This window comes from Methanolobus sp., assembly GCF_030682845.1.
In the GTDB taxonomy this organism is placed as follows: Archaea; Halobacteriota; Methanosarcinia; order Methanosarcinales; family Methanosarcinaceae; genus Methanolobus.
On record NZ_JAUXNK010000075.1, the window covers coordinates 111,126 to 133,731 of the forward strand.

The 22,606-nt window shown below is 46.6% G+C and carries 23 protein-coding genes; 10 read left to right on the top strand and 13 right to left on the bottom strand.

Annotated elements, in window-relative coordinates; genetic code table 11:
• Positions 1-90: 90 nt before the first annotated feature.
• On the bottom strand, positions 91-1,005 hold the full coding sequence (gene mdh / locus Q8J68_RS10090; protein WP_305311393.1) for a malate dehydrogenase: 915 nt from the start codon (positions 1,003-1,005) through the stop codon (positions 91-93).
• 148 nt (positions 1,006-1,153) lie between these two features.
• On the opposite strand from mdh, the gene Q8J68_RS10095 reads away from it, so the two are divergent.
• From Q8J68_RS10095 to Q8J68_RS10110, 4 genes are all read left to right on the top strand, one after another.
• Positions 1,154-1,909 (top strand): ribonuclease H-like domain-containing protein, encoded by a 756-nt coding sequence (locus tag Q8J68_RS10095; protein ID WP_305311394.1) that lies wholly within the window; start codon positions 1,154-1,156, stop codon positions 1,907-1,909.
• 1 nt (position 1,910) lies between these two features.
• Entirely contained in the window at positions 1,911-3,713 is a 1,803-nt protein-coding gene (uvrC, locus tag Q8J68_RS10100) for an excinuclease ABC subunit UvrC (protein WP_305311395.1), read from the top strand.
• 74 nt (positions 3,714-3,787) lie between these two features.
• Positions 3,788-4,522 (top strand): glucose-6-phosphate isomerase family protein, encoded by a 735-nt coding sequence (locus Q8J68_RS10105; protein WP_305311396.1) that lies wholly within the window; start codon positions 3,788-3,790, stop codon positions 4,520-4,522.
• A gap of 58 nt (positions 4,523-4,580) precedes the next feature.
• Positions 4,581-5,333, top strand: coding sequence for a DUF128 domain-containing protein (locus tag Q8J68_RS10110; RefSeq protein WP_305311397.1), 753 nt, complete (start codon positions 4,581-4,583; stop codon positions 5,331-5,333).
• 55 nt (positions 5,334-5,388) lie between these two features.
• Here Q8J68_RS10110 and Q8J68_RS10115 read toward each other — a convergent pair whose 3' ends face one another.
• The gene (locus tag Q8J68_RS10115; RefSeq protein ID WP_305311398.1) at positions 5,389-6,771 is read right to left on the bottom strand and encodes a DHH family phosphoesterase; all 1,383 of its coding nucleotides are present in this window, start codon (positions 6,769-6,771) and stop codon (positions 5,389-5,391) included.
• 9 nt (positions 6,772-6,780) lie between these two features.
• Positions 6,781-7,278, bottom strand: a complete 498-nt coding sequence (locus tag Q8J68_RS10120; RefSeq protein ID WP_015054073.1) for a hypothetical protein — start codon at positions 7,276-7,278, stop codon at positions 6,781-6,783.
• A 96-nt stretch (positions 7,279-7,374) separates the two neighbouring features.
• Between Q8J68_RS10120 and Q8J68_RS10125 the strand changes: the two genes are divergently transcribed.
• Together Q8J68_RS10125 and Q8J68_RS10130 are read left to right on the top strand one after the other, a co-directional pair.
• Positions 7,375-7,554 carry a hypothetical protein gene (locus tag Q8J68_RS10125; protein WP_305311399.1) on the top strand — a complete coding sequence of 60 codons (180 nt, stop codon included), beginning with the start codon at positions 7,375-7,377 and terminating at the stop codon, positions 7,552-7,554.
• A gap of 14 nt (positions 7,555-7,568) precedes the next feature.
• Complete coding sequence (locus Q8J68_RS10130; RefSeq protein WP_305311400.1) at positions 7,569-7,994, top strand: secondary thiamine-phosphate synthase enzyme YjbQ; 426 nt, start codon at positions 7,569-7,571, stop codon at positions 7,992-7,994.
• A 79-nt stretch (positions 7,995-8,073) separates the two neighbouring features.
• Here the strand turns inward: Q8J68_RS10130 and Q8J68_RS10135 are convergent, their stop codons facing one another.
• Positions 8,074-8,475 carry a DUF1699 family protein gene (locus tag Q8J68_RS10135; protein ID WP_015054076.1) on the bottom strand — a complete coding sequence of 134 codons (402 nt, stop codon included), beginning with the start codon at positions 8,473-8,475 and terminating at the stop codon, positions 8,074-8,076.
• A 486-nt stretch (positions 8,476-8,961) separates the two neighbouring features.
• On the opposite strand from Q8J68_RS10135, the gene Q8J68_RS10140 reads away from it, so the two are divergent.
• Positions 8,962-9,774 (top strand): hypothetical protein, encoded by an 813-nt coding sequence (locus Q8J68_RS10140; RefSeq protein ID WP_305311401.1) that lies wholly within the window; start codon positions 8,962-8,964, stop codon positions 9,772-9,774.
• Between the two features lie 25 nt (positions 9,775-9,799).
• Here Q8J68_RS10140 and Q8J68_RS10145 read toward each other — a convergent pair whose 3' ends face one another.
• The 6 genes from Q8J68_RS10145 to Q8J68_RS10170 all read right to left on the bottom strand — a co-directional run bounded on the left by Q8J68_RS10145 (position 9,800) and on the right by Q8J68_RS10170 (position 16,457).
• Positions 9,800-10,555: a ParA family protein gene (locus Q8J68_RS10145; protein ID WP_305311402.1), complete on the bottom strand. Its 756-nt coding sequence runs from the start codon at positions 10,553-10,555 to the stop codon at positions 9,800-9,802.
• Between the two features lie 111 nt (positions 10,556-10,666).
• Positions 10,667-11,017 carry a helix-turn-helix domain-containing protein gene (locus Q8J68_RS10150; protein WP_305311403.1) on the bottom strand — a complete coding sequence of 117 codons (351 nt, stop codon included), beginning with the start codon at positions 11,015-11,017 and terminating at the stop codon, positions 10,667-10,669.
• A gap of 92 nt (positions 11,018-11,109) precedes the next feature.
• Entirely contained in the window at positions 11,110-12,756 is a 1,647-nt protein-coding gene (locus Q8J68_RS10155; RefSeq protein ID WP_305311404.1) for a tRNA uridine(34) 5-carboxymethylaminomethyl modification radical SAM/GNAT enzyme Elp3, read from the bottom strand.
• 32 nt (positions 12,757-12,788) lie between these two features.
• Positions 12,789-13,817, bottom strand: coding sequence for an AAA family ATPase (locus Q8J68_RS10160; protein WP_305311405.1), 1,029 nt, complete (start codon positions 13,815-13,817; stop codon positions 12,789-12,791).
• 31 nt (positions 13,818-13,848) lie between these two features.
• On the bottom strand, positions 13,849-15,558 hold the full coding sequence (locus Q8J68_RS10165; protein WP_305311406.1) for a preprotein translocase subunit SecD: 1,710 nt from the start codon (positions 15,556-15,558) through the stop codon (positions 13,849-13,851).
• Entirely contained in the window at positions 15,555-16,457 is a 903-nt protein-coding gene (locus Q8J68_RS10170) for a protein translocase subunit SecF (protein ID WP_305311407.1), read from the bottom strand. Before Q8J68_RS10170 ends, Q8J68_RS10165 begins: the two co-directional genes overlap by 4 nt.
• A 104-nt stretch (positions 16,458-16,561) precedes the next feature.
• On the opposite strand from Q8J68_RS10170, the gene Q8J68_RS10175 reads away from it, so the two are divergent.
• Positions 16,562-17,011: a cytidine/deoxycytidylate deaminase family protein gene (locus Q8J68_RS10175; protein WP_015054084.1), complete on the top strand. Its 450-nt coding sequence runs from the start codon at positions 16,562-16,564 to the stop codon at positions 17,009-17,011.
• On the opposite strand, the gene Q8J68_RS10180 is transcribed toward Q8J68_RS10175, so the two are convergent.
• The 3 genes from Q8J68_RS10180 to Q8J68_RS10190 all read right to left on the bottom strand — a co-directional run bounded on the left by Q8J68_RS10180 (position 17,008) and on the right by Q8J68_RS10190 (position 19,823).
• A complete protein-coding gene (locus Q8J68_RS10180) occupies positions 17,008-17,769 on the bottom strand; it encodes a coenzyme F420-0:L-glutamate ligase (protein ID WP_305311408.1) in 762 nt (253 codons plus the stop codon). The two genes, Q8J68_RS10175 and Q8J68_RS10180, sit on opposite strands and share 4 nt — an antisense overlap.
• A gap of 221 nt (positions 17,770-17,990) precedes the next feature.
• Entirely contained in the window at positions 17,991-18,452 is a 462-nt protein-coding gene (locus Q8J68_RS10185; RefSeq protein WP_305311409.1) for an Hsp20/alpha crystallin family protein, read from the bottom strand.
• Positions 18,453-18,620: 168 nt separating this feature from the next.
• Entirely contained in the window at positions 18,621-19,823 is a 1,203-nt protein-coding gene (locus Q8J68_RS10190; RefSeq protein ID WP_305311410.1) for a cofactor-independent phosphoglycerate mutase, read from the bottom strand.
• 366 nt (positions 19,824-20,189) lie between these two features.
• On the opposite strand from Q8J68_RS10190, the gene Q8J68_RS10195 reads away from it, so the two are divergent.
• Positions 20,190-21,602: an aspartate kinase gene (locus Q8J68_RS10195; RefSeq protein WP_305311411.1), complete on the top strand. Its 1,413-nt coding sequence runs from the start codon at positions 20,190-20,192 to the stop codon at positions 21,600-21,602.
• Positions 21,599-22,600, top strand: coding sequence for a phosphoribosylformylglycinamidine cyclo-ligase (purM, locus tag Q8J68_RS10200; RefSeq protein ID WP_305311412.1), 1,002 nt, complete (start codon positions 21,599-21,601; stop codon positions 22,598-22,600). Before Q8J68_RS10195 ends, purM begins: the two co-directional genes overlap by 4 nt.
• Positions 22,601-22,606: the final 6 nt, after the last annotated feature.

The window sequence follows — 22,606 nt, forward strand, 5'->3', positions numbered from 1 at the left end:
TTATATTTTACTTATATATCAATATTTGTATGTAAGTGCCGGTGCCGTATTTATTAATTTTGCTAATATCTAATACAGCCATCATCATATTTATATTTTTAATATGCTACGGCGCACATCTTCTGCAGACTGCTTCAATGCATGCTCCTGATCCACGGTAAGCTTAAGCTCTATTATTTCTTCAGCGCCTCTTTTTCCGATCTTTACGGGAACTCCCAGGCAAATGTCCCTGAGGCCGTACTCGCCATCAAGATAGACAGACGCCGGCACGATCTTTTTTGTATCCTTGAGGATTGCTTCGGTCATGATTGCAACTGCCGCAGATGGCGCATAGAATGCACTGCCTGTCTTCAGGTGACCTACTATCTCCGCTCCCGCATTGACAGTTCTTTGCACCAGCCGGTCAATAGTTTCTTTTTCCATCAGCCCTGGAAGCGGTATTCCCGAAACGGTGGTATATTCGGGCAAAGGCACCATGGAATCCCCATGTCCGCCAAGGACCATTGCATTGACATCTCTCACGTTGCATTGAATCTCTTTTGCTATGAAGGTCGCAAATCTGCTGGAGTCCAGAAGCCCGCTCATCCCGAATACCCTTCCTCTTTCCTGCTGTGTACACTTTACAGCTGCATATGTTGTCACATCAAGGGGATTTGTAACTGTCATGATGATGGCACCAGGCGTATGTTCCTGAATATGACTGCAAACTTCTCTGGTTATCTTTATGTTTGTTGTAAGCAGGTCATCCCTGTCCATTCCGGGTTTCCGGGCAATACCTGCAGTCACAATGACAATGTCAGAACCGCTAATATCGCTGTAGTCATTAGTACCCGCAACATCCACATTGTATCCCATGACAGGCGCTGCCTGGGCGATATCCAGTGCTTTGCCCTGCGCCAGGCCATCCACTACATCCAGCATCATGACATCCGCAATATCAAGCTCAGCAAGACGCTGCGCTGTCGTGGCTCCCACATTTCCGGCTCCAATTATTGAGACTTTCATAAGTTATCCCTGCTTAATTATCAAGTCATACCCTTAAGCCTTTATCCATGGCCGGGGTGCATTATATAAAGAATGATCGTATTTGTAAATTTCCCGGTGGAACGTTATGATTTATCATATATCAGACCTAACAGGTTAAGTGAAATAAATGCTCACCAGTACATACATCCATATTCCCAGGGTAGGGGCCACGGTGGAAAAAAAGATATGGGCAAGTGGCATCAGGACATGGGATGAGTTCCTGGATAAAAAAAGCGACCTTCACATACCGCGTTCCAAGATGGAGCTCATTATTCCGGGAATAGAGGAATCCCGTGAGCGTCTAGTGTCACATGACTGTGAGTTCTTTGCCCGTTCACTCCCTGGCGTGGAGCATTGGCGTGCTTTCCCTGAGTTCGGGGATAAAGTCGCTTATGTAGACATTGAGACTACAGGTCTTTCACCCTGTCATTCGCACATAACAGTCATCGGTATATATGATGGAAAAGAGGCAAAGACATTCGTCCGGGGCATAGATATGGACGATATAGTCGAGGAGTTTGAGAAATACGATTTCCTTGTCACCTTCAACGGCGCAAGGTTCGATCTTCCTTTTATCAAGCGCGAATTCCCCCAGGTTGACATGAATAAGCTTCATGCAGACCTGATGTATCCTCTGAGGCGCATCTCTCTTACAGGCGGCCTTAAAAAGATCGAAGTGGAGCTTGGAATCACCAGAAGCGAGGATGTTGCAGGGATTTCTGGCTTTGATGCAGTGCGCCTGTGGCATCAATACGAAAGAGGTGATGAGGAAGCACTTGAACTACTCCTTGAGTACAACAGAGCCGATATAGTTAACCTCGAAACTATAATGCAGATGACCCTTCAAAGATTTATCGATAACAAGTTTGCAGACTGCAGATGATATGGTTCCCGATCTAAGCAAGATACCTGATTCTCCCGGTGTATATCTCATGAAAGATGTATCCGGAGATATCATCTACGTCGGAAAGGCGATATCCCTTTCCAGAAGAGTACGTTCTTATTTCCAATCCTCTGCCGGTCATACACCCAAAACAAAGGTGCTTGTCAGGCATATTGAGGACATCGAGTTCATACTGACAGCCACTGAAATAGATGCTCTTGTACTTGAAGCCAACCTTATCAAAAAATACAAGCCTCGCTATAACGTGCGGCTGAAAGATGACAAGCGTTATCCTTATGTCAAGGTAACTGTCAATGAAAAATTTCCGCGCATATTCCTTACACGCAGAAGGCTGATGGATAATGCTCTCTATTTCGGCCCTTACACTAATTCCAGGGCTATTCACAGTACTCTGGAACTCATATCGAGAATATTCCAGTTGCGCAAATGCCGAAAACCCATCGTTGCAGGAAGGACAAGACCCTGCCTCAACTACCACATAAAGTTATGTGCTGCCCCATGCAGGGGCGCAATGGTAGAGAGTGAATACCGAGTTCGAATTATGGAAGCTGTGCGCTTTTTGAAAGGCGATACCTCCGGCCTGCTGAGACAACTGGAAGAGCGGATGCATCTGCTTGCACAGCAGCAGGATTATGAATCCGCTGCAGAGGTGCGTGACCAGATAGAAGGAGTGAGATGCCTCAGCCAGCAACAGATTGCAACCTCGGGCACGGATGACAGGGATGTCATTGCAGCGGTATCTGACGAAACCGTGGTGTTCCTCCAGATATTCTACATAAGGCACGGAAGTATGGTGGGGAAGGCCGATTTCTCTCTTGTCGGCGCTGAAGGCTCCAAAGAGATACCTGAAGCCCTTGCCACATTTATCAAACAGTATTATCAGGACTCTCCCATCCCTCCTGAGATACTTGTGCAATATGAGGTACCTGAGAAAGAACTCATCATGACATGGCTTAGCGGCAGGTCCGGCAGGGAAGTCAAATTGCATGTGCCCCAAAAAGGCGATAAGAAGAAGATGCTTGAAATGGCTGTCCGTAATGCGGAAATGGCTATGAGGGTGGCTGAGCTGAGACCCGGTCCGTCTGTTGCTGCACAGGCTGCACTTAAAGAACTTCAGGAAGTGTTATCACTTGAGAAACTGCCTCAGCATATAGAGGGTTTTGACATATCCAATATTTCCGGTACCAATGCGGTGGGCTCGATGGTGATATTCGAGAACGGCCTCCCTTCAAACAGCAAATACCGCCAGCATAATATCAGGACAGTGAAGGGAATAGATGATTTTGCAATGATGGCCGAGGTGGTTACCCGCAGGTACACACGTCTGATAAAGGAAAATGCGCCTCTGCCGGACCTGGTTCTTATAGACGGGGGTCCGGGTCAGGTAGGTGCGGCAAAGTCTTCCCTGGATTCCCTCGGGCTTGATATTCCTCTTATAGGACTTGCAAAACGCTTTGAGCATATCATAACTCCCAGGAAAGGTCCTGAGGAAGTTATCATCCTTCCCAAGACCTCTTCCGCGCTCAAGCTCTTGATGCATATCCGGGATGAAGCCCATCGTTTTGCCGTCACATCCCATCGCCGCAGGAGATCTGCGACACTGACTCATTCCGAGATCGATGCGATACCTGGTATCGGCCCCGGTAAAAAGAAACTATTGCTCGAACACTTTGGTTCAGTGGATAACATAAGGTCTGCGTCTGTCCAGGCCCTGACAGAGGTCAAAGGGATAAACAAGAAGATTGCAGAGTCTATCCATGAATATCTTAAGACCCAAAATTAAAATATCTTGGGTTCCTACCTTCTTGTAGGAAGTTTGAAAGTTAATCAGAGTTAGTGTTTTAAGGGTGAGTTAAAATGGGAAATGAACTTGATTTTTATGGCAACATCAGGACTCCTGATGTCAGGATGCTTTACGATATGTCCGAGGTTCTCTTTGACAGGGAATGGCTCATATCCGCTGAAAATATGGAATTGTACTACATGTACAGGAACCTGTACAGGAACAACTCTGAGCATGAGCTCATCAGCAGGCACAACCTAAGATATGATATCACGATAATACCTCCAAGGATGCTGGGCAGGGAATATATAAAGACCGCCGGCCATTATCACCCCCATGTTCCGGGAACTGAGCTTTCATACACTGAAGTTTACCAGGTGCTTGAGGGCAAAGCTACTTACCTGCTGCAGAAGCAGGAAGGTGACATGATAACTGATGTAATGGTCTACAACGCAAAGAAGGGAGATTGTGTGCTCATACCTCCGGGATACGGGCATATAACCATCAACGCTACCGGTGAGACCCTGAAGATGGCAAACTGGGTGTACAGGGATTTTTCCTCCATATACGGGACTATCAAGGAACTTTCAGGAGGGGCCTACTACCTGCTTGTGGAAGGATTCGTCAGGAATACCCGCTATCAGGATGTTCCGCCCATTCGGTTCATGGATGTCATGGATTATCCGGAACTGGGACTTTTTGCAGGAAAGGATATGTACGAACTTGTCAATGATGTATCCCAGTTGGCATTCCTGGGAGAACCGCAGGATTACTCGTCCGTGTTTGAGAAAGCTATTGCAGGAAAGTAACTTTTTATGTGCGAACATATAAATGGTCCGAGTTATTAGAACGGTTAGAGGTGTATCGTTGCAAAAAAATGGTCGTATACAGTTTACTTCTGCCAGGATAGAGGACCTGATGTTCAGGACTACATTTGACCCCAGGACCCGTGAAGGGGACGTGATAGTTAATCTTTCCCTCATCAGCAGCAAAGATTACGATGATGTCATCAAGATATTCAGTATGGCGATGAATAGCGGTCTCACGGTGAGTCCAATGATAAAGGTCTTCCGTGAAGGAGATGCGATAGGGAACATGATCATAGGGAAGAACGAGGTCGGTTTTGCAACGGTATGCAGTATAACTATCGACGGAATCCTCCTTAAATCCGGTGTGATGATAAAACCTAAATTTGGCGGTCTGGTGGAGATCCGGGAAGGCCTGCCTGTAAGGTTTACCAATGTGCTCACTTATCAAAGCACTACAATAGACCCCCTGGAAGTACTGATGTCACAGGAACTCACATCTGTCATGGAAATGCTCAGGACCGGGACGGGCAAGATCCTTGCGAACTTAAGGGAAGCCCCCATGATCGCACGGGACATCATCGACAGCACTCTTTCCGATATGGTCGAGGCAGGTATAACAGGCATACTTGAGGTGGGTGAGCCCAATACAAGGATACTGGATATACCTGTGGAAAGGGACCACCTGGGCATCGTGGTCATAGGGGGCACGAACCCCATGGCTATTGTCCAGGAGCACGGCATTTCCATCAGGACCAATGCAATGTCCACTCTGATGAGCTTCAGTGAAATGAAACATATCAGGGAACTGTAAGCATCAAGCATCTAAGCGATGCCAATGTATATCCTTCCAATGCGCTTTGGAAATATCAGGTGCGGCCTGTTATCTGCCTGGCTATGAGCTCATTCAGTCGCTCAATGAATTCCTCTTTTTTACCAAAAGGTACTGTTGCACCCGCAGCAATGTCATGCCCTCCTCCGGCGCCTCCGATCTCCTGGCACACCTGGCTGATGGCTTCTGAAAGGTTGAGCCCTTTGTTCACAAGCTCCTGTGTGCCTCTTGCAGATACCTTATGTCCGTCCTCCTTATCGGCAAATGCTACGATGGGGAGATGCCGGTTGTTGGATGCATGGCTCATACCCGCAACTATCCCGACAATAGTTTCCGGTATAGAGCTACCTGCATCGAAATATTGGAGGTTCGATAACTGAGTTACTCCTTTTTCCCTGACAAAGTTAAGGCCGTCCACAAGGTTCTTGCGGTGCTCGCCCAGGAGCTTCTTCGAATCCTCATAAGCCTCTCCCCTGTTCCCCATGCAGACAGCCATTCCGATATCTGCTTTCATGTATCGTCCAGTGGCATTAAGTAGAGTGGCGTATTCGCTGGCGTCTCTCATTTCGGTTCCTTCACTTTCCTGCAGGAGTATGTAGCACTCGCTGACCAGGCGGTTGACGCTGTATGATGAAAGGCCGTTCTTCACCGAATATTGAAGGAGGGAAGAAGTCACCTTTATTTTTTCTTCCTCTGTAAGGTCTATCCACCTGCGCCATCTCTCATCTTCTGCGCAGCGGAATCCTATCTTCCGGAGGAATTCTATGCAAGCGTCCTCGTTGCCTGTAAGCCCCGGCAGATAAGGGTCTGAAGAATACTGCAGCATTTTATAGACCGGCCTTGTCTGCTTGCCGAAAAGGGATATATCTGTCTTTGCTGTGATGATGTCCGGATTATTGTCAAGTATCTCCCGGTTGAGACTTACGAGTTTGCCATATTTGCGGTATTGCATATCTCCAATACATCCTACGATGGCAAGGTCTGCAAGATCCCTGTTACTTCCGAGCTGTTCCGCAAGCAGGAATGCAGTCCCTGAGCCGCTGATCTCAAAGGAACCATTGGCCCCGAAAAGATGAGGGTTGAGGTGCATTTCCAGATCTCCCTGTGGACGGTGATGGTCAGCAACTACTGCATGCAGTCCGTAATTGTTAATATGTTCTATCTGCCCGCTGCCAAGGTCTGTAAATATCACAAGTTCGGGGTTCTCGTTTGCAAGCTTCCTGACGATATTCTCATCAAGCTGTTTCACAAAAAGCATCTCATACTCGATACCAGCTCTTTCCATTGACCTGGCAATGATAGCCGCAGAACTTATCCCGTCGGCATCGATATGCGACACCAATTGCACTTCTTTGTGTTTCTTTATCTCCTCTGCGCACCTTCTGGCACGCTGAGCCATTTGTATCATGGTGTCAGACATCTTTCCTCATCATATTGCCTTTGAATTCTTCTTCCAGCCATCTGGATCGATTACGTATTTGTTTCCTGTTCTCTCCATCCTGCAGAACTCCTGGATCTCTCCGATGGTGAATTTGGTCATCTCATCCTGATGGAACCTGGCATCAAGCACGTCCCAGGGAACGATATAAGCTTCCCTTGAATGTCCGACTCCCATTTTCAGTTCCACAGCAAGAAAACCTGTTCTCCCGGAGCGTTTCAGGAAATCAGATATCCTGTCTATCTGGTGTGAACCGTTCTTGTCTGTAGTGAAGTGCTGGGTGAAATACAGCGCTTTCGCCCCTTTATCGACAGAGATACTCTTGCACTCTATGCCCAGATAGTAGTCCGGATTGAGTGAATCTACAAGCACATCCAGGAACTGCGCAGTGAACCTGTGCTGCTTCAGGCGGTGAGCGATGCCTTTTATGTTCTTTTCTTCAAAATATTTATTGAACGACTGGACAAGTACTCTTTCAAACTCTGTCATACAAAACCTGCTTTTTAGGATAAGATAATCCTTATAATTTAAAAATACTGTGTATTTGCGTTAACTTGATGTACTTTATGCTTCAATTATCCGGGGATGAATAAGAGAAACATGGAAATACTATCCTCAGTAGGCTCTGTGATCCTGCTGACAATACTTTTCATTCTGGTCCACCAGAACATCCCGCAGTCCCAGGAATATGGTTTTGTTGTTGCGCTTGTTGTCTTTATAGTAGTTGTTTCCTTAATTGGTCTTAAACTGACCAGGATGGAATGAAGCCGGGATGTGTAATGGCGGTATTTACAGGTTATCTGGAATTCGATACTAAAGGGGACACTGATATCATAGATGTGACTTCCCGTGTCGCAGGGATTGTTGCCTCATCCTCTATCATTGATGGTACTGTTCTGGTATTTGCACCGGGTTCCACAGCTGCAATAACCACACTTGAATATGAGCCGGGTCTTGTTTCTGATCTTCGGGAAGCCCTGGACCGCCTTGTTCCGCAGGATATGTATTATAAACATCATGAAAAGTGGCACGACGGGAACGGACATTCTCATATAAGGGCTTCACTGCTTGGGCAAAGCAAATCTTTCCCTGTGATCAAGGGGAACATATTACTTGGTACATGGCAGCAGATTATTTTTATCGATCTTGACAACCGTCCTCGCTCAAGAAAAGTAGTAGTTCAGGTATGCGGGGAAAGGGCATAGGTACCGGAAGATAAAAAGTTGATAATATAATAGAAACCCTGATTCCGGAAATCAGGATCTCTTTTGTGGATATTTCATTTCAGTTATTCTGCTTGACAAGGAATTTAACAAAATCCGGGCTAAGCCTTGTTTCCCTGACCATCTTGTCCTCGATCTCATCGTCTGAGAGTCCGTCTGCCCTGTACTGGTCAATACGGTCATAAACACTCTGTGAAACCTCTGAGTATTCATTGATATCTTTCCGGTGTCCCCATACATCGCCTTCAAGAAGGTCGATTCCCTGCATTTCAAGGTACATCCTGGCTGAGTTTGAAATGGTCCTCTTGTAGGAGCTTGGGATGTGTAATGCCTTTACGTTGGGGCATTTCATGACAAGGGAGAATATATCAGTGTTAGATGGCCGGAACGCAAGATGTACGATTTCTTCATTCTGTCCAAGCGTATTAATCTCATCTTTTGAACTTACGACTCTTATTTTCATGTTTTATCACCTTATTTTAATATGCGCATATTATTTTGCCACAAACTGTGCAGCATTTTACCCAGTAATAAATTAGTGTATATACAAAGTTTTATTTAAAGGTTCCTAAACATATAAGATTATACTCATAGTATAAATTAGTTTAATCGTATAATGTCTATTTTTATTTAGGCAGACCTTGCTTTATAAATAGCCGTCGAGGACAGTGATCTTAACAATTTTGTGTGAATCCAATGGAATGCATAATTTTTAATATTCGTAATTTTATATTCAAATTGAAACCTTATTTTATGTTTATCTTATTCTTTATTATCCAACCTTAATTTTTATTTATTCAACTCTAAATATAATCAAAGTATTGTATACACATACAGCAATTTGTATTTAAGTTTTTCTCACTTTCAATAAAGAAGCCTATCTCATCCTTCGCAGGATACATTTCTTATGTAAATCTATTTATAAATAAAATGACATTCCCTCTTTGTCATGCCACCACATACAGCGAGCCCTCGGATTAAAATGAATATTCGATTCAGCTATCTGCTCTTTGGTGTGATACTTACTTATTTCTCGAGCTATCTGCCTGATCTTTCAGGGGTAGTGGGGATAGAAGGAACAAGAATAAGCTCCTTGGTTGCATTTGGATCGTTGAATGGCATGCTTTTCGGTCCTTTCTGGGGTGCTATTGTTTCAGGTACAGGCATGTTTCTTCATGAGCTCAACACTCCCGGCTATATCAGCAAGAACGCATTCAGCATGCTCTCTCTCTTCTTCATAATGCTGTGCTCAGTGGTTTCAGGCCTGATAGTTCAAAGGCAGCATCGTATGGCTGCACTTATCTACGGGTTCCTGTTGTTTTTGTGGTACTCTACGGATGTCGGCAGGGAAGCTTACTATTATCCCTGGTTCCATATAATCACATTAATAGCGTTTCTAGTAGTCGGCAAATATGTTGTAGAGTCTATCCACTCAAAAACGTTTATTTTTATCTATTTGTTCTTTGCAGCCCTTTTAGGTGTCCTCTCGGATCATATCGCAGGCTCCATTGCCTATTCCTACATTTATGACCTGCCAGCATCTGCATTTTCTTCCGTAGTGCTGCTCTATCCAATGGAACGCGCCATACTGGCGTTGAGTGCCACTCTCATTGCATTTTTCATTCTGGCTATCTACAGGGACTTAATCCTGTCTTCCGATAACTTCAAAGAAGATGTCGACAGGCTCAAATCACAGGAACTGGAGGAGTATTTGAACCGCGATGTAATGCAGATAATTGAAAATGAAGGGTATGAACGCTGACAAGGCTGCTTTTCCGGCCAAGGGTCTATTGAAAACTTTCCAGTTTATGCTTCATGCATGAGATGGCCATGGAAAACACATGTCCCCTGTCTGAAAGGACCAGTATCTCCTGGCTCCTTGTTGCAATATTGCACATGCATGGTATCGTCACAAGCACAGGTATGTCGTAACGCTTTTGCTGCAGAACATTCCCATCAACTGAGCAGTGATGCATATTGTCGACTATGGCGCACTTCTTGTTAAGGGACTTGTAGACTCCATTAACAAGCTGTTCAGTACAATCAAAGCAGGCTTTAGTAGGGCTCTGCACTATCAGGACGATGTCAGAGGCTGCAACAGCATTGATCGACTCATACTCTACCCCGGGCCCCGTATCAAATATGATCACATCTGTCCCGTTCCTGATAAGTTCTTTTTTCCCGATGATTATATTTTTCAGTGCATTAGACTGCCATTTCCTGTCTTTGCTCGCAAGTTCTCGTATCTCGTTTATATCCGCCTTGGAATAGCCAACAAGGAATTTTCCATTTGTCCCAAGTTCTCCGCTTACATCCACTACCACTTCATTGATCCCTCTTTTCCCGGAGAGCAGGTCATTGACCCAGAAGGGTATGCCGGATGTGTCATGTTTGAAGAATGTACGCAGAGACGGTCCCCTTACATCCATATCCAGCAGGCACACATTCCTTCCATCAAGAGCATAAGCTGCGGCAAGATTTACTGAGATACTCGTTTTTCCGGTCCCGCCTTTTGCTGAATGTACTGCTATTGTGAATGTCATAGCAACTCGCTGCTCCTGAACAGTTTGGAGCAATTTAGACTTTTGATAAGAAATACTTTTCCTTTGAATGTACACGATAAATAATAATAAAATGTAAGGAGTTTCCGGGTATCAACACATGTTGCTGTTGATATGGAAATACACTTTCCTTCCTTCTCTGTATTTCTCAACATGTTCCATTCGTACAAGCTGATTGAGGTAATTGCTTTCAACAGCTCTTTCCTTGCGGGTGATCTCTGCAATATCTTCAGCCGTCGCGGGTCCGATCTCAAAGAGTGTGGTTGCTGTAGTACGCAAATGATCAGGCAGTGAAAGCAGCATCATGACATCCAGTGAACTGTTCACATTCAATTTTTCATTTGAAAAAGGAACTATTTCTCCTTTTGACAGCAACCTGTCCAATTTGGAATTGATCTCTTTAAGATTATAAAGTATCTCCTCAAGGATTTCGTTTTCAGGCATTATTTTCCCTTTTGTTTTTATCTGCTATTTAGCATGCTTCCTGATATTTATTCAGGTTTACTGGTTAATCAAAATAAATCTTTTCATTTCCCTTATCCCAGTTTCCTTGACATGTATACCCCGTCAAGTTCATAGCCCAACTTACGGTAGTATCCTCTCACGCCTATGCCACTAAGGATTGCCATTTTGCTATAACCTGCGTCAAGGGATATCTCCTCTGCACATGCAACTAGTTCCCTGCCATACCCTCTGTGCTGCCAGTCAAACTTTCCGGCGCTATCGCCCACAGCCACCATGGAACCATATACATGCAACTCTCTTCCCAGAGCAGCATTCTCAAGTTCTTCCCGGTGTGGCATGGAAGGGAAGCGCAGCCTCATGAAGCCTATGAGTATATCCTGAACCGTGTCCTCAAAAGCAATAAAATGCTCCTTTCCTCCGCAACAGTCATAACTTTCGACCGTGAGCTCGATATGTTCGTAATCGGGCTCTCTTCCTTTGAGGATATTATGTCCTACTTCGCGGCACCTGATACATCGGCACCTTCCCCCATGCCGCTCAAGATGGTCCTGTGCAAGCTGTCTCACGTTGCTTTTCCTGACACCGGCAAGTATCTGGGGAGCAGGAATATCTCTTTGTATGCGTTGCAGGCGGACCCATTTCGGTACAAGTGACTTGATCTGCGCCAGAAGCCCCACAGCGTCTTCGTCTGTTATCGCGCTATAATCTCCGCCCTCCCACATTTTATGCAGTTCTGTGCCTTCTGTGACAAGCGTGGGGTATATCTTAAGATAGTCAGGCATGAATCTCGGGTCAGTGAACAGTCTTTTGAAATTCCTTATCTCGCTTTCCTCATTCATGCCTGGAAGCCCGGGCATCATGTGGAATCCTACCTTAAGGGCACTGTCCCTCAGCACTCTGTTAGCTTCAGTGCTGTCTGCAACAGTATGCCCTCTGCGCATTCTTGAGAGCACGAAGTCATAAGTACTCTGAACGCCGATCTCGACTTTGGTAGCTCCAAGTTCCAGCATCCTGTCAATATGTTCAGGCTTTGTCCAGTCCGGCCTGGTCTCAAAGGTAATACCTGTATTTCTCACCTCTGCGGTCTCATTGGCCTTGTGTACCTCTTCCAGGGTGACATAGGGGCAAGCCTCTCCTATAGTATTGGCATCATTGCGCCACTCAGTACCATAAAAGTCGTTCATTGCCTCAATACAGCGTTTTGCATACCATTCCTGGTAGTCTACAGACCTTGCGGAAAAAGTGCCGCCCATGACAATGAGTTCGGCTTTCTTTATCTCATGCCCTATCTCCTTTAGCTGCCTAAGCCTGGAAGTAACTATCCTGTAAGGGTCGTAGTCGTGCTGTATCGCACGCATGGTGGAAGGCTCCCTGCCCATGTAACTTTGGGGGGAATTGAATTGCGAATCCGGTCCTCCCGGGCAGGGAACGCATATTCCGTGAGGACAGGGCGCAGGGGACGTCATAGCTGCTATGACCGCGACCCCTGATATGGTACGCACCGGTTTTCGTTGCAGGATATCCCTTACCTTTTCCTGTTCTTCTTCGTTGCCTGTCATGATAATGTCTGCATTCTTCGGGAGGCTGGCAAGCCTGCAGCTCTTTGCTGTTCTCTTCTTCTCCACGTTCAGTTGGCGCAGATCGGTGATCTTCCCGGCGATAACCAACTCAAGTATCTCTCTGCATGCTTTATTATAATCAGTGTCTTGCGCAGTCATTTATTGTAAGCCCTATCCTCTGCAGCCCTGCATTACTGGCAAAAACCTGCTACGAGGGCTTCCAGTTGTATTCGCTCACTGGATGCGTCTGTCATACAGAGGTCGGCATCAGATATCTTTATTATCCAGCCCGCAATGGTCGCATCGCTCTCGTTGGAAGATGCTGCCATCGCATGTAACTGCAAGAGGATTTCCTGGCCCGACATGCCATCCTCCAGGATCAGATCGTCTATAGCCTTGCGGGCTTCGATGATATCCTTTGCCACAGCTGCATGGAAAAGATGAGTGATGTTCTCTGACCTTTCCTTCAAAGTGCAGTCATATATTTCCTGTGCCCCGATACCGGAGCCCTGGGATTGCAGGGATGCCACCTGCATGGTATGAAGTGCTATGGCAACGTTCCCATTTGCGTGATAGCCAAGTGCATCAATCCCGTCATCTGATATTGGCACACCTTCGTTGTCTGCAACCTGTCTGATAAAAGCTGCAAGCTTGTCTACCGACACATGCCTGAAGAACAGCTGAAGGCCCCTTGATCTCAGAGGTGCTATAAGTTTTGAAGGCTGTGTCGTGGAAAGCACGAATCTGCATGTAGCTGTGTATTTTTCCATTATCCTTCTCAGGGCGTGTTGGGAATCTGAGTTGAAAGCTTCTGCATTATCAATGAATATTATCTTAAAGTCTGCATCGATAGGTCCCATACTGGCATACTCATTGATGATTTCCTTAAAAATAGCAATAACGCTCTTTGTTATCTTAGAAGGGTCGTCAGTGCCTATGATGCGCAAAAACCTTTTATCTCGCACAAGGTAGCGCTTGCCCTGTTCAAAAAAATCAGAGGCGTTGAAATAAGTGAAGTTGCGCTCATAGTCTTCACCATATATTTCGTGTGCCAGTGCAAAGGCGGCCGAGGATTTGCCTGTGTTCTCAGGTCCGTGGAAAACCATGTGAGGAAGATTCCTGGAACGGACCAGCCTGCGGATCATATCTATGGATTCCTCGTTACCCAATACTTCATCCAGATTCGAAGGCCTGTATTTTACCGTCCAGAGATCTTTCATTTTCCTCACCCGATTGTCTGTTTATTTTTGTTCACTCTGACTTACTGGCGGCTTTCTCAGCACTTGCCTCAAGCACGCTGTGGATGATCTTTGCATATACCGGCCTGGCTATCAGTATGCCTATAAGGACGCCTACGATAGTTGTTATTGCGAATCCCTTGAGGGCACCGAATCCCATTACTACCAGCGGGGACATTGCTATCACAGTTGTCGCAGCGGCAGCGAATATGATGGCGAATGCTTTTGTTATCCTGGCCAGATATACTTTTCTCGGAGGGAGCTTGCCTTCGTAAAGCACTTCATCTGTGATGATGACAAGGTGGTCTATACCAGTACCCATGACAGCTATGATACCCGCAATGCTTGGAAGGTCGAGCTGCCATCCGATGGCGCCGGCAAAACCAAGGATCATTATCACTTCACTGACAACTATTCCTATCATTGGCAGTAGTATCTCCGGCTTCCTGTACCTTCTGTAAACGACTGCTGCAACTGCAAGCAGGGTCATCAGCCCGGCAAAGATGGCCTGGCTCCTGAACTGCTCACCCAGGGAGGCGTCCACCTGCCCTGAGCCTATTATCTCCACCTTAACGGGAAGCGCCCCGGCGCGCAGGTGTATCTGCAGTTGCTCAGCTTTTGCCCTGCTCTCCTCATCTCCTCCGGTGGATGCCTGCCAGGAGTATATCGGATACTGGGATAGTGTTGCTGCCGCAGAAGAGCTTAGAGGTGCACTGTATACCTCGTTCTCATCGAGGTACATTATCAGGTTATGTGACATGGGGTCAGTTGTTGCCCCCGTTTCAATGGCTGCTCTCTGCAGTGCAAGTGCTCCGGCATCGGTCAGGGTGAATGGGGTGTACCATTGCCCGTCCCTGTCATTATACCCTGCTATTCCGACACTCTGGATCTCATCACCATAGAGCACATGCCTGCTGGCATTGCCCTGTGTCGCTATTCTTATTTCGAATTTTCCTGGTTTTGATGCGATATCCTGAGCAGTGGCAAGGTCCATTCCCGCAAAATCAATAAGGATGTAATCATCACCTACCACTCTCACGGGTATGTCCTTGAGTCCGAGGGTGTTCAGTTTCTCACTCAGTATGTCCTTTGTCAGGTCTCTTGTTTCTTCCCTTACACCTTCACGGTAGATGGGCGTACCATCACTGCCGCGGACTATGTACCCGCCAACATTGGACATGATCCTTTCCAGGTCTTCCTGGGATACAGGAGTCCTTATCTCATATTCAATGCTGCCTGAATCGGTCCTTTCGGGAATGACTTCTGCTTTGAGGGTATCGCTGAGGTAAGATGTGATAAGTGTTGATTTGGATGTGTAGAATACAACTTCTGTTACGTTATTCTCCCTGGTAACAGTTGACTGCCCCAATCCTAGCTGGTCCATCCTGGCAGTGGTAAGCTGTTCGGTAGTTGTAAAGGTGACAACAAGCTGTTCGTTATCCGTGTTAACATTCACGATATTGATACTATCGCCAATCTCATTCCTGAGTACTGCGCCAGACAGTGCTTCGGCATCAGCGTCAAGCTGCGCCGTGGCTCCCTGAAGCTTGACCTGCAGCCACGAACCTCCTTCAAGGTCAAGTCCGTAATTGAGCCCGGTAGTGAAACCTTCCTCAGAAGAGTATCCTGGCTGGATGAAGATGATCGAGGCAAATATGGCAATTATGAAAACTATTACCCTGAAGTCCCTGAAGAGACTTTGCTGTTCTTCATCCTCTCTCATGCTTTTCTCCTCCTCTGGCCTGAACCGGTTACATACCGTCTGAGGATCGATGTGTTAAGCAGCCATGTGTTAGTCATGTCAGCTACCAGTCCGAATATCAGCACTATAGAGATATCTGACAACAGTGTTATCTGTGAAAAGGACGGGATGACAACATATGAATATGTTGAGACCACGTACATCACAATAAGTGCTGAAAGTGTTGTTGTTGTCATTGTTATGCCTGTCTGCATTGCATTAGATATGTTCTCTTGGACCGTGCCACGCCTTTTAAGCACCCTTGTAGTGAGCAGGATGTTACTGTCCACTGAATAACCTATAAGCATCAGCAGGGCGGCAACCGTGCCGAGTGAAAGCTCGATACCTGCCACATTCATGAATGCGGCAGCTATCAGGATGTCTGACATGGCTGTGAACACTATGGTGCCGGATGGCACGAAGGTCTTGAATATCAGGAATATGACTGCAGCCATTCCTATGAATGAAAGGAGCACGGCTATAACTGCTTGTTTCTGAAGGCTTGCTCCATATACAGGTCCTATCTGTTTTATCTCCACGCCCGTGTATGCAGATGTCACTTCCCTTGCTAACTGGCTCTGTTCTTCGTTGCTCATAGGCCCGAATTGCATCACAACGCGTGAACCCGTTTCGCGGGCATCGATGATGGGATAGCTGGAAAATTGATCCTCAAGCGACTCCGCACTCTGGGTGGTCGCTACTGAGACCAATGTTCCGCCCTTGAATTCCATTCCAAGTTGCACAGGTGAGCCCGTGCTTGCAAAAGTAATTCCCAGTATAATAACGGATACGAGGAAAAGGGCAAGGGGTATTGCTGCAAGCTGACGGTTACTGTGGCTTTTAACAAATGAATCTAAACGTTCGGTTAAACCGAGTTCCATGTTTTATACTCCAAAAAACTTTTTTAGCTCTCTTGGTGCCAACAAAGTAGTTGCTATTCATACACTACAACTTATATATACTACTTGCCATTTCTTCTAAACGAATGACAGACAGACCAAGCGTTGATGAGTATTTTCTTGAGATTGCCACTGTGGTTGCCAAGCGTTCCACCTGCCTTAGGAACAGGGTTGGCGCTGTTATTGCCAGAGATAAGAGAATATTGTCTACAGGTTACAATGGTGCCCCGCGTAATATGCAACATTGTCTTGATATCGGCTGCATAAGAGAACAGAACAATATCGCATCGGGCACCCGTCATGAGAAGTGCAGGGCCGTTCATGCAGAGCAGAATGCCATACTTCAGGCGGCACTCCATGGTGTGAGTACTGATTCGGCGACAATTTACTGCACACACCAGCCCTGCATCCTGTGTGCCAAGATGATCATAAACGCGAATATCAAAAGAGTGGTATATATCCAGCCCTATCCTGACACTGATGCACTAAGTTTCTTTGCAGATGCAGGTGTAGAGGTTGTCAGCATGCCCTTTTAGGCATGCCTGAGACTGAAAAGTCCTTTTCTGATAATATCCTGACTGTTGTCCCGATACATCTCTTTCACAGATGATTTGTCATCGGAGCGCAGTTCCAGACCTCTTAAGATGACCACCGGGTACCCTCCATCCCCTTCTCCCATGAGCAGGTTCGCTGCACCTGCTATCTCATCGGCGACTGACTCCTCTGTTATCTGAAGTATGTTCCCAAAAAGGTCCTTTTCCCCTTTCCAGTTCTTGATTGGATGGATATGATAGAGGCCAACCGCAACCCCGGTTTGTCCGATCTTGAATGCCCGACCGTTGGTATCGGTTATGATTACGCTGATCTTCCTGCCTGTGATATCCTCGATCCTTTTTCCCATATCCGCAGCACTTGCATCGGGATCCGTCGGGAGATCCACAAGGAATCCCTTGTCTACATTAGATGTGTCGATGCCTGCCTTTATGCACACATGCCCGTTATTTGTCTCCACCAGGAATATGGGTGACTCGATCAATATGTCACGGCTCCTGTCAAGCACGGCCTGTATAAAGCGGGGGTCCGCCTGATGTTCCTGTGCTATCCTGCAAGCCTCATCGCCTGCTACTATGTCATCTAGCCTGAACACCCTGCCTTCGGCTTTTGCTACTATTGTTGAAGCAATAATAATGATGTCTTTATCCCTGATCTCTGCATTCTGGCAGATAATAGATGCTATGTCATCTCCCGCTTTGATCAGCGGCACGTTCTCAACAGTAAATGCTTCCATCTTCACAGGATATTCCTCAGGGGAGTAACAGGAGTAGGCATAAATAATAGTATCGTATAACAGGAAATCGCGGCGATGATGATAGTTACCCCCACTGAGCAAAGGATGATGATTACTCTAACTGATGCCGCGCTAAGACCGTATTTTTGAAGAAGGTGAAAACAGAAAGATGTCCACTTCCTTGTGGACATTCAGGGAACACTGCAAAATATATTGTGCTAGAGTACTTATTCTATCATTATCTTATGTTTTTCTTCCTCTTCTGCCTTGGGAAGTGTGATCGTGAGCACACCATCTTCCATCTTGGCAGTTGATCCCTGTTCGGTCACAGAAGCAGGCAGGCTTAAGGAACGGGCAAATCTTTTGAACGAGCGCTCCTTCATAAGGTAACCTTCTTTTTCTTCTTCGTTCTCTCTCTGGGTGTTTGCGCTGATCCAAAGCCTGTTCCCTTTGATGTCGATATTAACATCTTTCTTCTCGATGCCGGGAAGGTCTGTGGTGACGATTATATTGTTCTCCTTCTCTTTGATATCAGCAAGAGGATGGAATGTGTCAAGATCCATCCATCCTCCACCAGTCTCACTCTCCCCGAAAAGCTGGTTCAGACGGTCCTGCATACTTCTCATTTCTTCAAAGGGATCCATTCTGTCCACGGAAGAAGGATTCCATCTTGTAAGTCCAAATCTCATTATGCCACTCCTCATTTCTAATTCATATAGTCACATGGAAGCACTTGCTTCAGGCGCCTCCACTATCTATATTTAAAGATGGTTCTATTTAAAGATGATTAAAGAAAAAAGTCAACCGGATTTGAATTTCGGAAGATTAAGCAGGGAGGAACTCATCTCCCTTTCCAATTATTGTTGACCGGATCTGATCAAAATCCCTACAAGGTCTGCTGCGTATACTGTACCAAAAGAGCCTTTCTTCACTGACTCCTCATCAAAGGCCTGAGCGTCATCCGGCTCATCTGCGGCAGTTGAATAGACTGCAAAGGGTATTGGCACTGAAGTGTGCGTTCTGCGTGCAACAGGAGTTGGATGATCGGGCAGTACCATTATGGTGACAGCTTCACTATATTCCATGGCTGCTTTCAGGACTGTGCCGACGACCTTCTCGTCGAAGTCCTCTATAGCCTGGATCTTGGCTTTCAGGTTTCCCATGTGCCCTGCCTCGTCAGGCGCTTCGACATGCACGAATACGAAGTCATGGTCATCCAGGGCTTTCATTGCGTATTCACCCTTCCCCTTGTAATTAGTATCAAGATAACCTGTGGCCCCGGGGACCTTTATGACATCCAGCCCGGCATATATGCCGATGCCGTTCACCAGATCCACGGCCGATATTATGGCTCCTTTAAGACCATAAAGTTCGCTGAAAAGCGGGAAAGCAGGTGCGAATCCCTGACCCCAGAGCCATATGGAGTTACCGGGGTTCTTGCCTTCATTAATCCTTTTCTCATTGACCGGATGATTTTCCAGTATTGGCATCGAAGCTTCGATAAGCTCACTCAGCACTTCACTATCCTTTCCCACAGGCATGTGAAGAAGCCTCTCCTGATCTATAACGTCATGGGGAGGTGTGCATTTGGTTTCAGATCCAAGCGATCCCTTGCTCACCAGCAGATGGCGATAGCTGATTCCCGGATAGAAACTGAAAGTCGCGTTGCCCAGTTTCGCATCCACGGCCTCGATAAGCTCTTTCGCCTCGGCATTTGTGATATGCCCGGAGCTGTAATCTGCTATAAGCCCGTCATTTATCGTAATAAGGTTACACCTGAAGGCCACATCATCTCCGGCTATCTTGATCCCCATGCTTGCGGCTTCAAGCGGTGCCCTGCCAGAGTAGTACTTCTTCGGGTCGTAACCTATAATGGACATGTTTGCAACATCGCTGCCTGGGTGCATGCCCTCAGGCACTGTCCGGGCAAGTCCTGCGCGTCCGTTCCTTGCTATATGATCCATGTTTGGTGTGTTGGCTTTCTGAAGGACTGTCTTTCCGCCAAGTTCCTCAAGGGGCTCATCAGCCATGCCGTCTCCGATAAGTACTACATATTTCATATTTTAACCTCAGTAAGACTTCAATAAACAGGAATTAGTTAGTAACGTTCTCTCAAGTATGTTTACTTTGCCGTTGTTGTTCAGATGGATGATAGACCCTGGAGAAATATCATACAAGGCAAATTGTCAGAAGAGATTGTATCCAGGCATTACGAGCTCTATAAAAGCAAGTATCAGTACGAATTTACCGCGAATTAAGGGGAGGACCATTTTCCTGACAGGAGTGCATTCCAATGTTATTCCCCTTGAGATATTGGTCCGAAGGTTCTTTAATCATTCTTTATCATTTTTGGATACTCATAATCTTTATATCAGTCCGTATCTTTATACTGGCAAAAGCGGTATTGATCAAAACGTGGTTGAACTATGAGAATCGTAATGAAATTCGGCGGTACGTCGGTTGCCAACGGCGAAAAGATCCGTCATGTCGCAGAGCTCTTAAAGAGGTATCATCAGGGCGGTAATGAAGTTATAGCAGTGACCTCGGCGCTTAGCGGTGTCACAGATGGTCTGCTAAGCACAGCAAATGAGGTATCTCTTAGCGGAAAAGTCACACGTGTCAAGGAATTCATAGCCGACATAACTAAGAAACATTACGATGCTATCCATGCAGCGGTCGATGGTGAAGCTCTCCAGGCGGAGTGTATAGGATCACTTGACTGCCGGCTGGATGAGCTTGAAAAAGCCCTTATTGGCATATGCTATCTGGGTGAACTCACACCGCGTTCAATAGATTATATCTCATCTTATGGTGAGCGCCTTGCAGCTCCCATTGTCAGCGGTTCCATACGCTCCCTGGGAATCAGTTCCAGGTCGTTCACTGGTGGAGAGGCAGGCATAACCACGGACTCTAATTATGGTGATGCAAAGCCCCTTGAGCAAAGCTATTCCCAGGCAAACGAGAGGTTGTGTCCATTAGTGGCAGATTCGATACCAGTGGTGACCGGATTCATCGCCCAGAACAGCCAGGAGATAATCACTACTCTGGGACGCAGTGGCTCCGATTTCTCAGCATCCATCCTCGGCGCTGCAGTGAACGCAGACGAGATATGGCTCTGGAAGGAAGTTGGTGGGATCATGACAACAGACCCCAAGATAGTGCCGGAAGCTCAGTCCATTCCCCGGATATCCTATATAGAGGCAATGGAACTCTCTTATTTCGGCGCAAAGGTCCTTCATCCCCGCACAATAGAGCCTGCTATCAGGCACAGGATACCCGTGAGAGTAAAAAACACCTTCGATCCTGAGTTCGAAGGTACTCTCATCGTTGCTGAGCAGAATAAAAAGCAGGATGTCGTAAAAGCTGTGACGCTCATCAAAAAAGTAGCTCTTATAAACATATCTGGCGCCGGCATGATGGGTACTATAGGCACTGCGGCAAGGGTTTTTTCATCACTGGCCAGCGAAGGTGTTAACATTATCATGATCAGTCAGGGTTCCTCTGAAGCTAACATGACCCTTATTGTTAACGAGGACCACCTTGAGAAGGCAGTTGCTGCCATCAGGCGTGAGTTCAGCAACAATGTGGTAGGGGATGTTGCTTATGACCGGGACGTATGCGTTGTGGCTGTCGTAGGCGCAGGCATGGATGGCATACCAGGCGTTGCAGGCAAGGTATTCAATGCCCTTGGGAAGGCAGGCATTAATATTATCATGATCAGCCAGGGTTCCTCACAGCATAACATATCATTTGTTGTCAGTTCTGAGGATGCCATTGAAGCTGTAAGGGTCCTACACAAGGAATTTGAACTGGACCGTCAATGCAGGGATCAACAATGAGTGATAAGCAGCTAACCTATGCAGAGTCAGGAGTAGACATCGAAGAGGAAGAGAAGACCATAAGGGCTCTGACAAAGGGCATGACCTATAAGCGTACAGGACTCGGTGCGCCACTGACTGACATAGGTCATTATGCCGGTCTCATTGACTTCGGGGAATATGCGCTGGCTCTTGCCACCGACGGGGTGGGTTCCAAGGTTCTCATAGCCAATGAGATGAAACGCTGGAACACCGTGGGCATCGACTGTATAGCAATGAACGTCAACGACCTGCTGGCAATAGGCGCAGAGCCCATTTCATTCGTCGATTATCTTGCCCTTGAGGAGCACAATGAGGATTTCGCCTCCCAGATAGGGGAAGGCCTTAAAAAAGGAGCAGAGTTCTCCCACATGTCTATCGCGGGAGGGGAGACTGCCACTCTGCCCGATATAATAAACGGCTTTGACCTTGCTGGCACATGCCTGGGTATGGTAAGGAAGGAGGACATCATCACCGGCGAGAAAGTCCGCCTGGGAGATGCCATTGTGGGTATACCAAGCGCAGGAGTCCACAGTAATGGGTACACCCTTGTCAGGAAGATCATTGAGAACTCCTCATATTCATATCATGATCCTTTTCCCTTCAACCCGTCAACCACAATTGGTGACGAGTTGCTGATACCCACTCGTATTTATATGGAGATCCTTGATGTCATAAAGGAATGCGATGTCCACGGGCTTGCCCATATAACAGGTAGTGGTCTTTTGAAGCTGAAGCGTGTGACCAGCCTGGGGTTTGACTTCTACGACCCCATTGAGCCCCATGACATCTTTAAGCTCCTCCAGAAGGAGGGTAATGTTGATACCCTTGAAATGTACAGGACGTTCAATATGGGTATGGGTTTTGTCATCATCCTCCCGCCGGAGCAGGCAGAGAAAGCAGCTTCCATGACTGGCGGTAAAATAGTAGGCAGGATAGTGGAAAGTGGTATAAAGGTTTCCGGCCTAGTTATTGTATAGTCAATG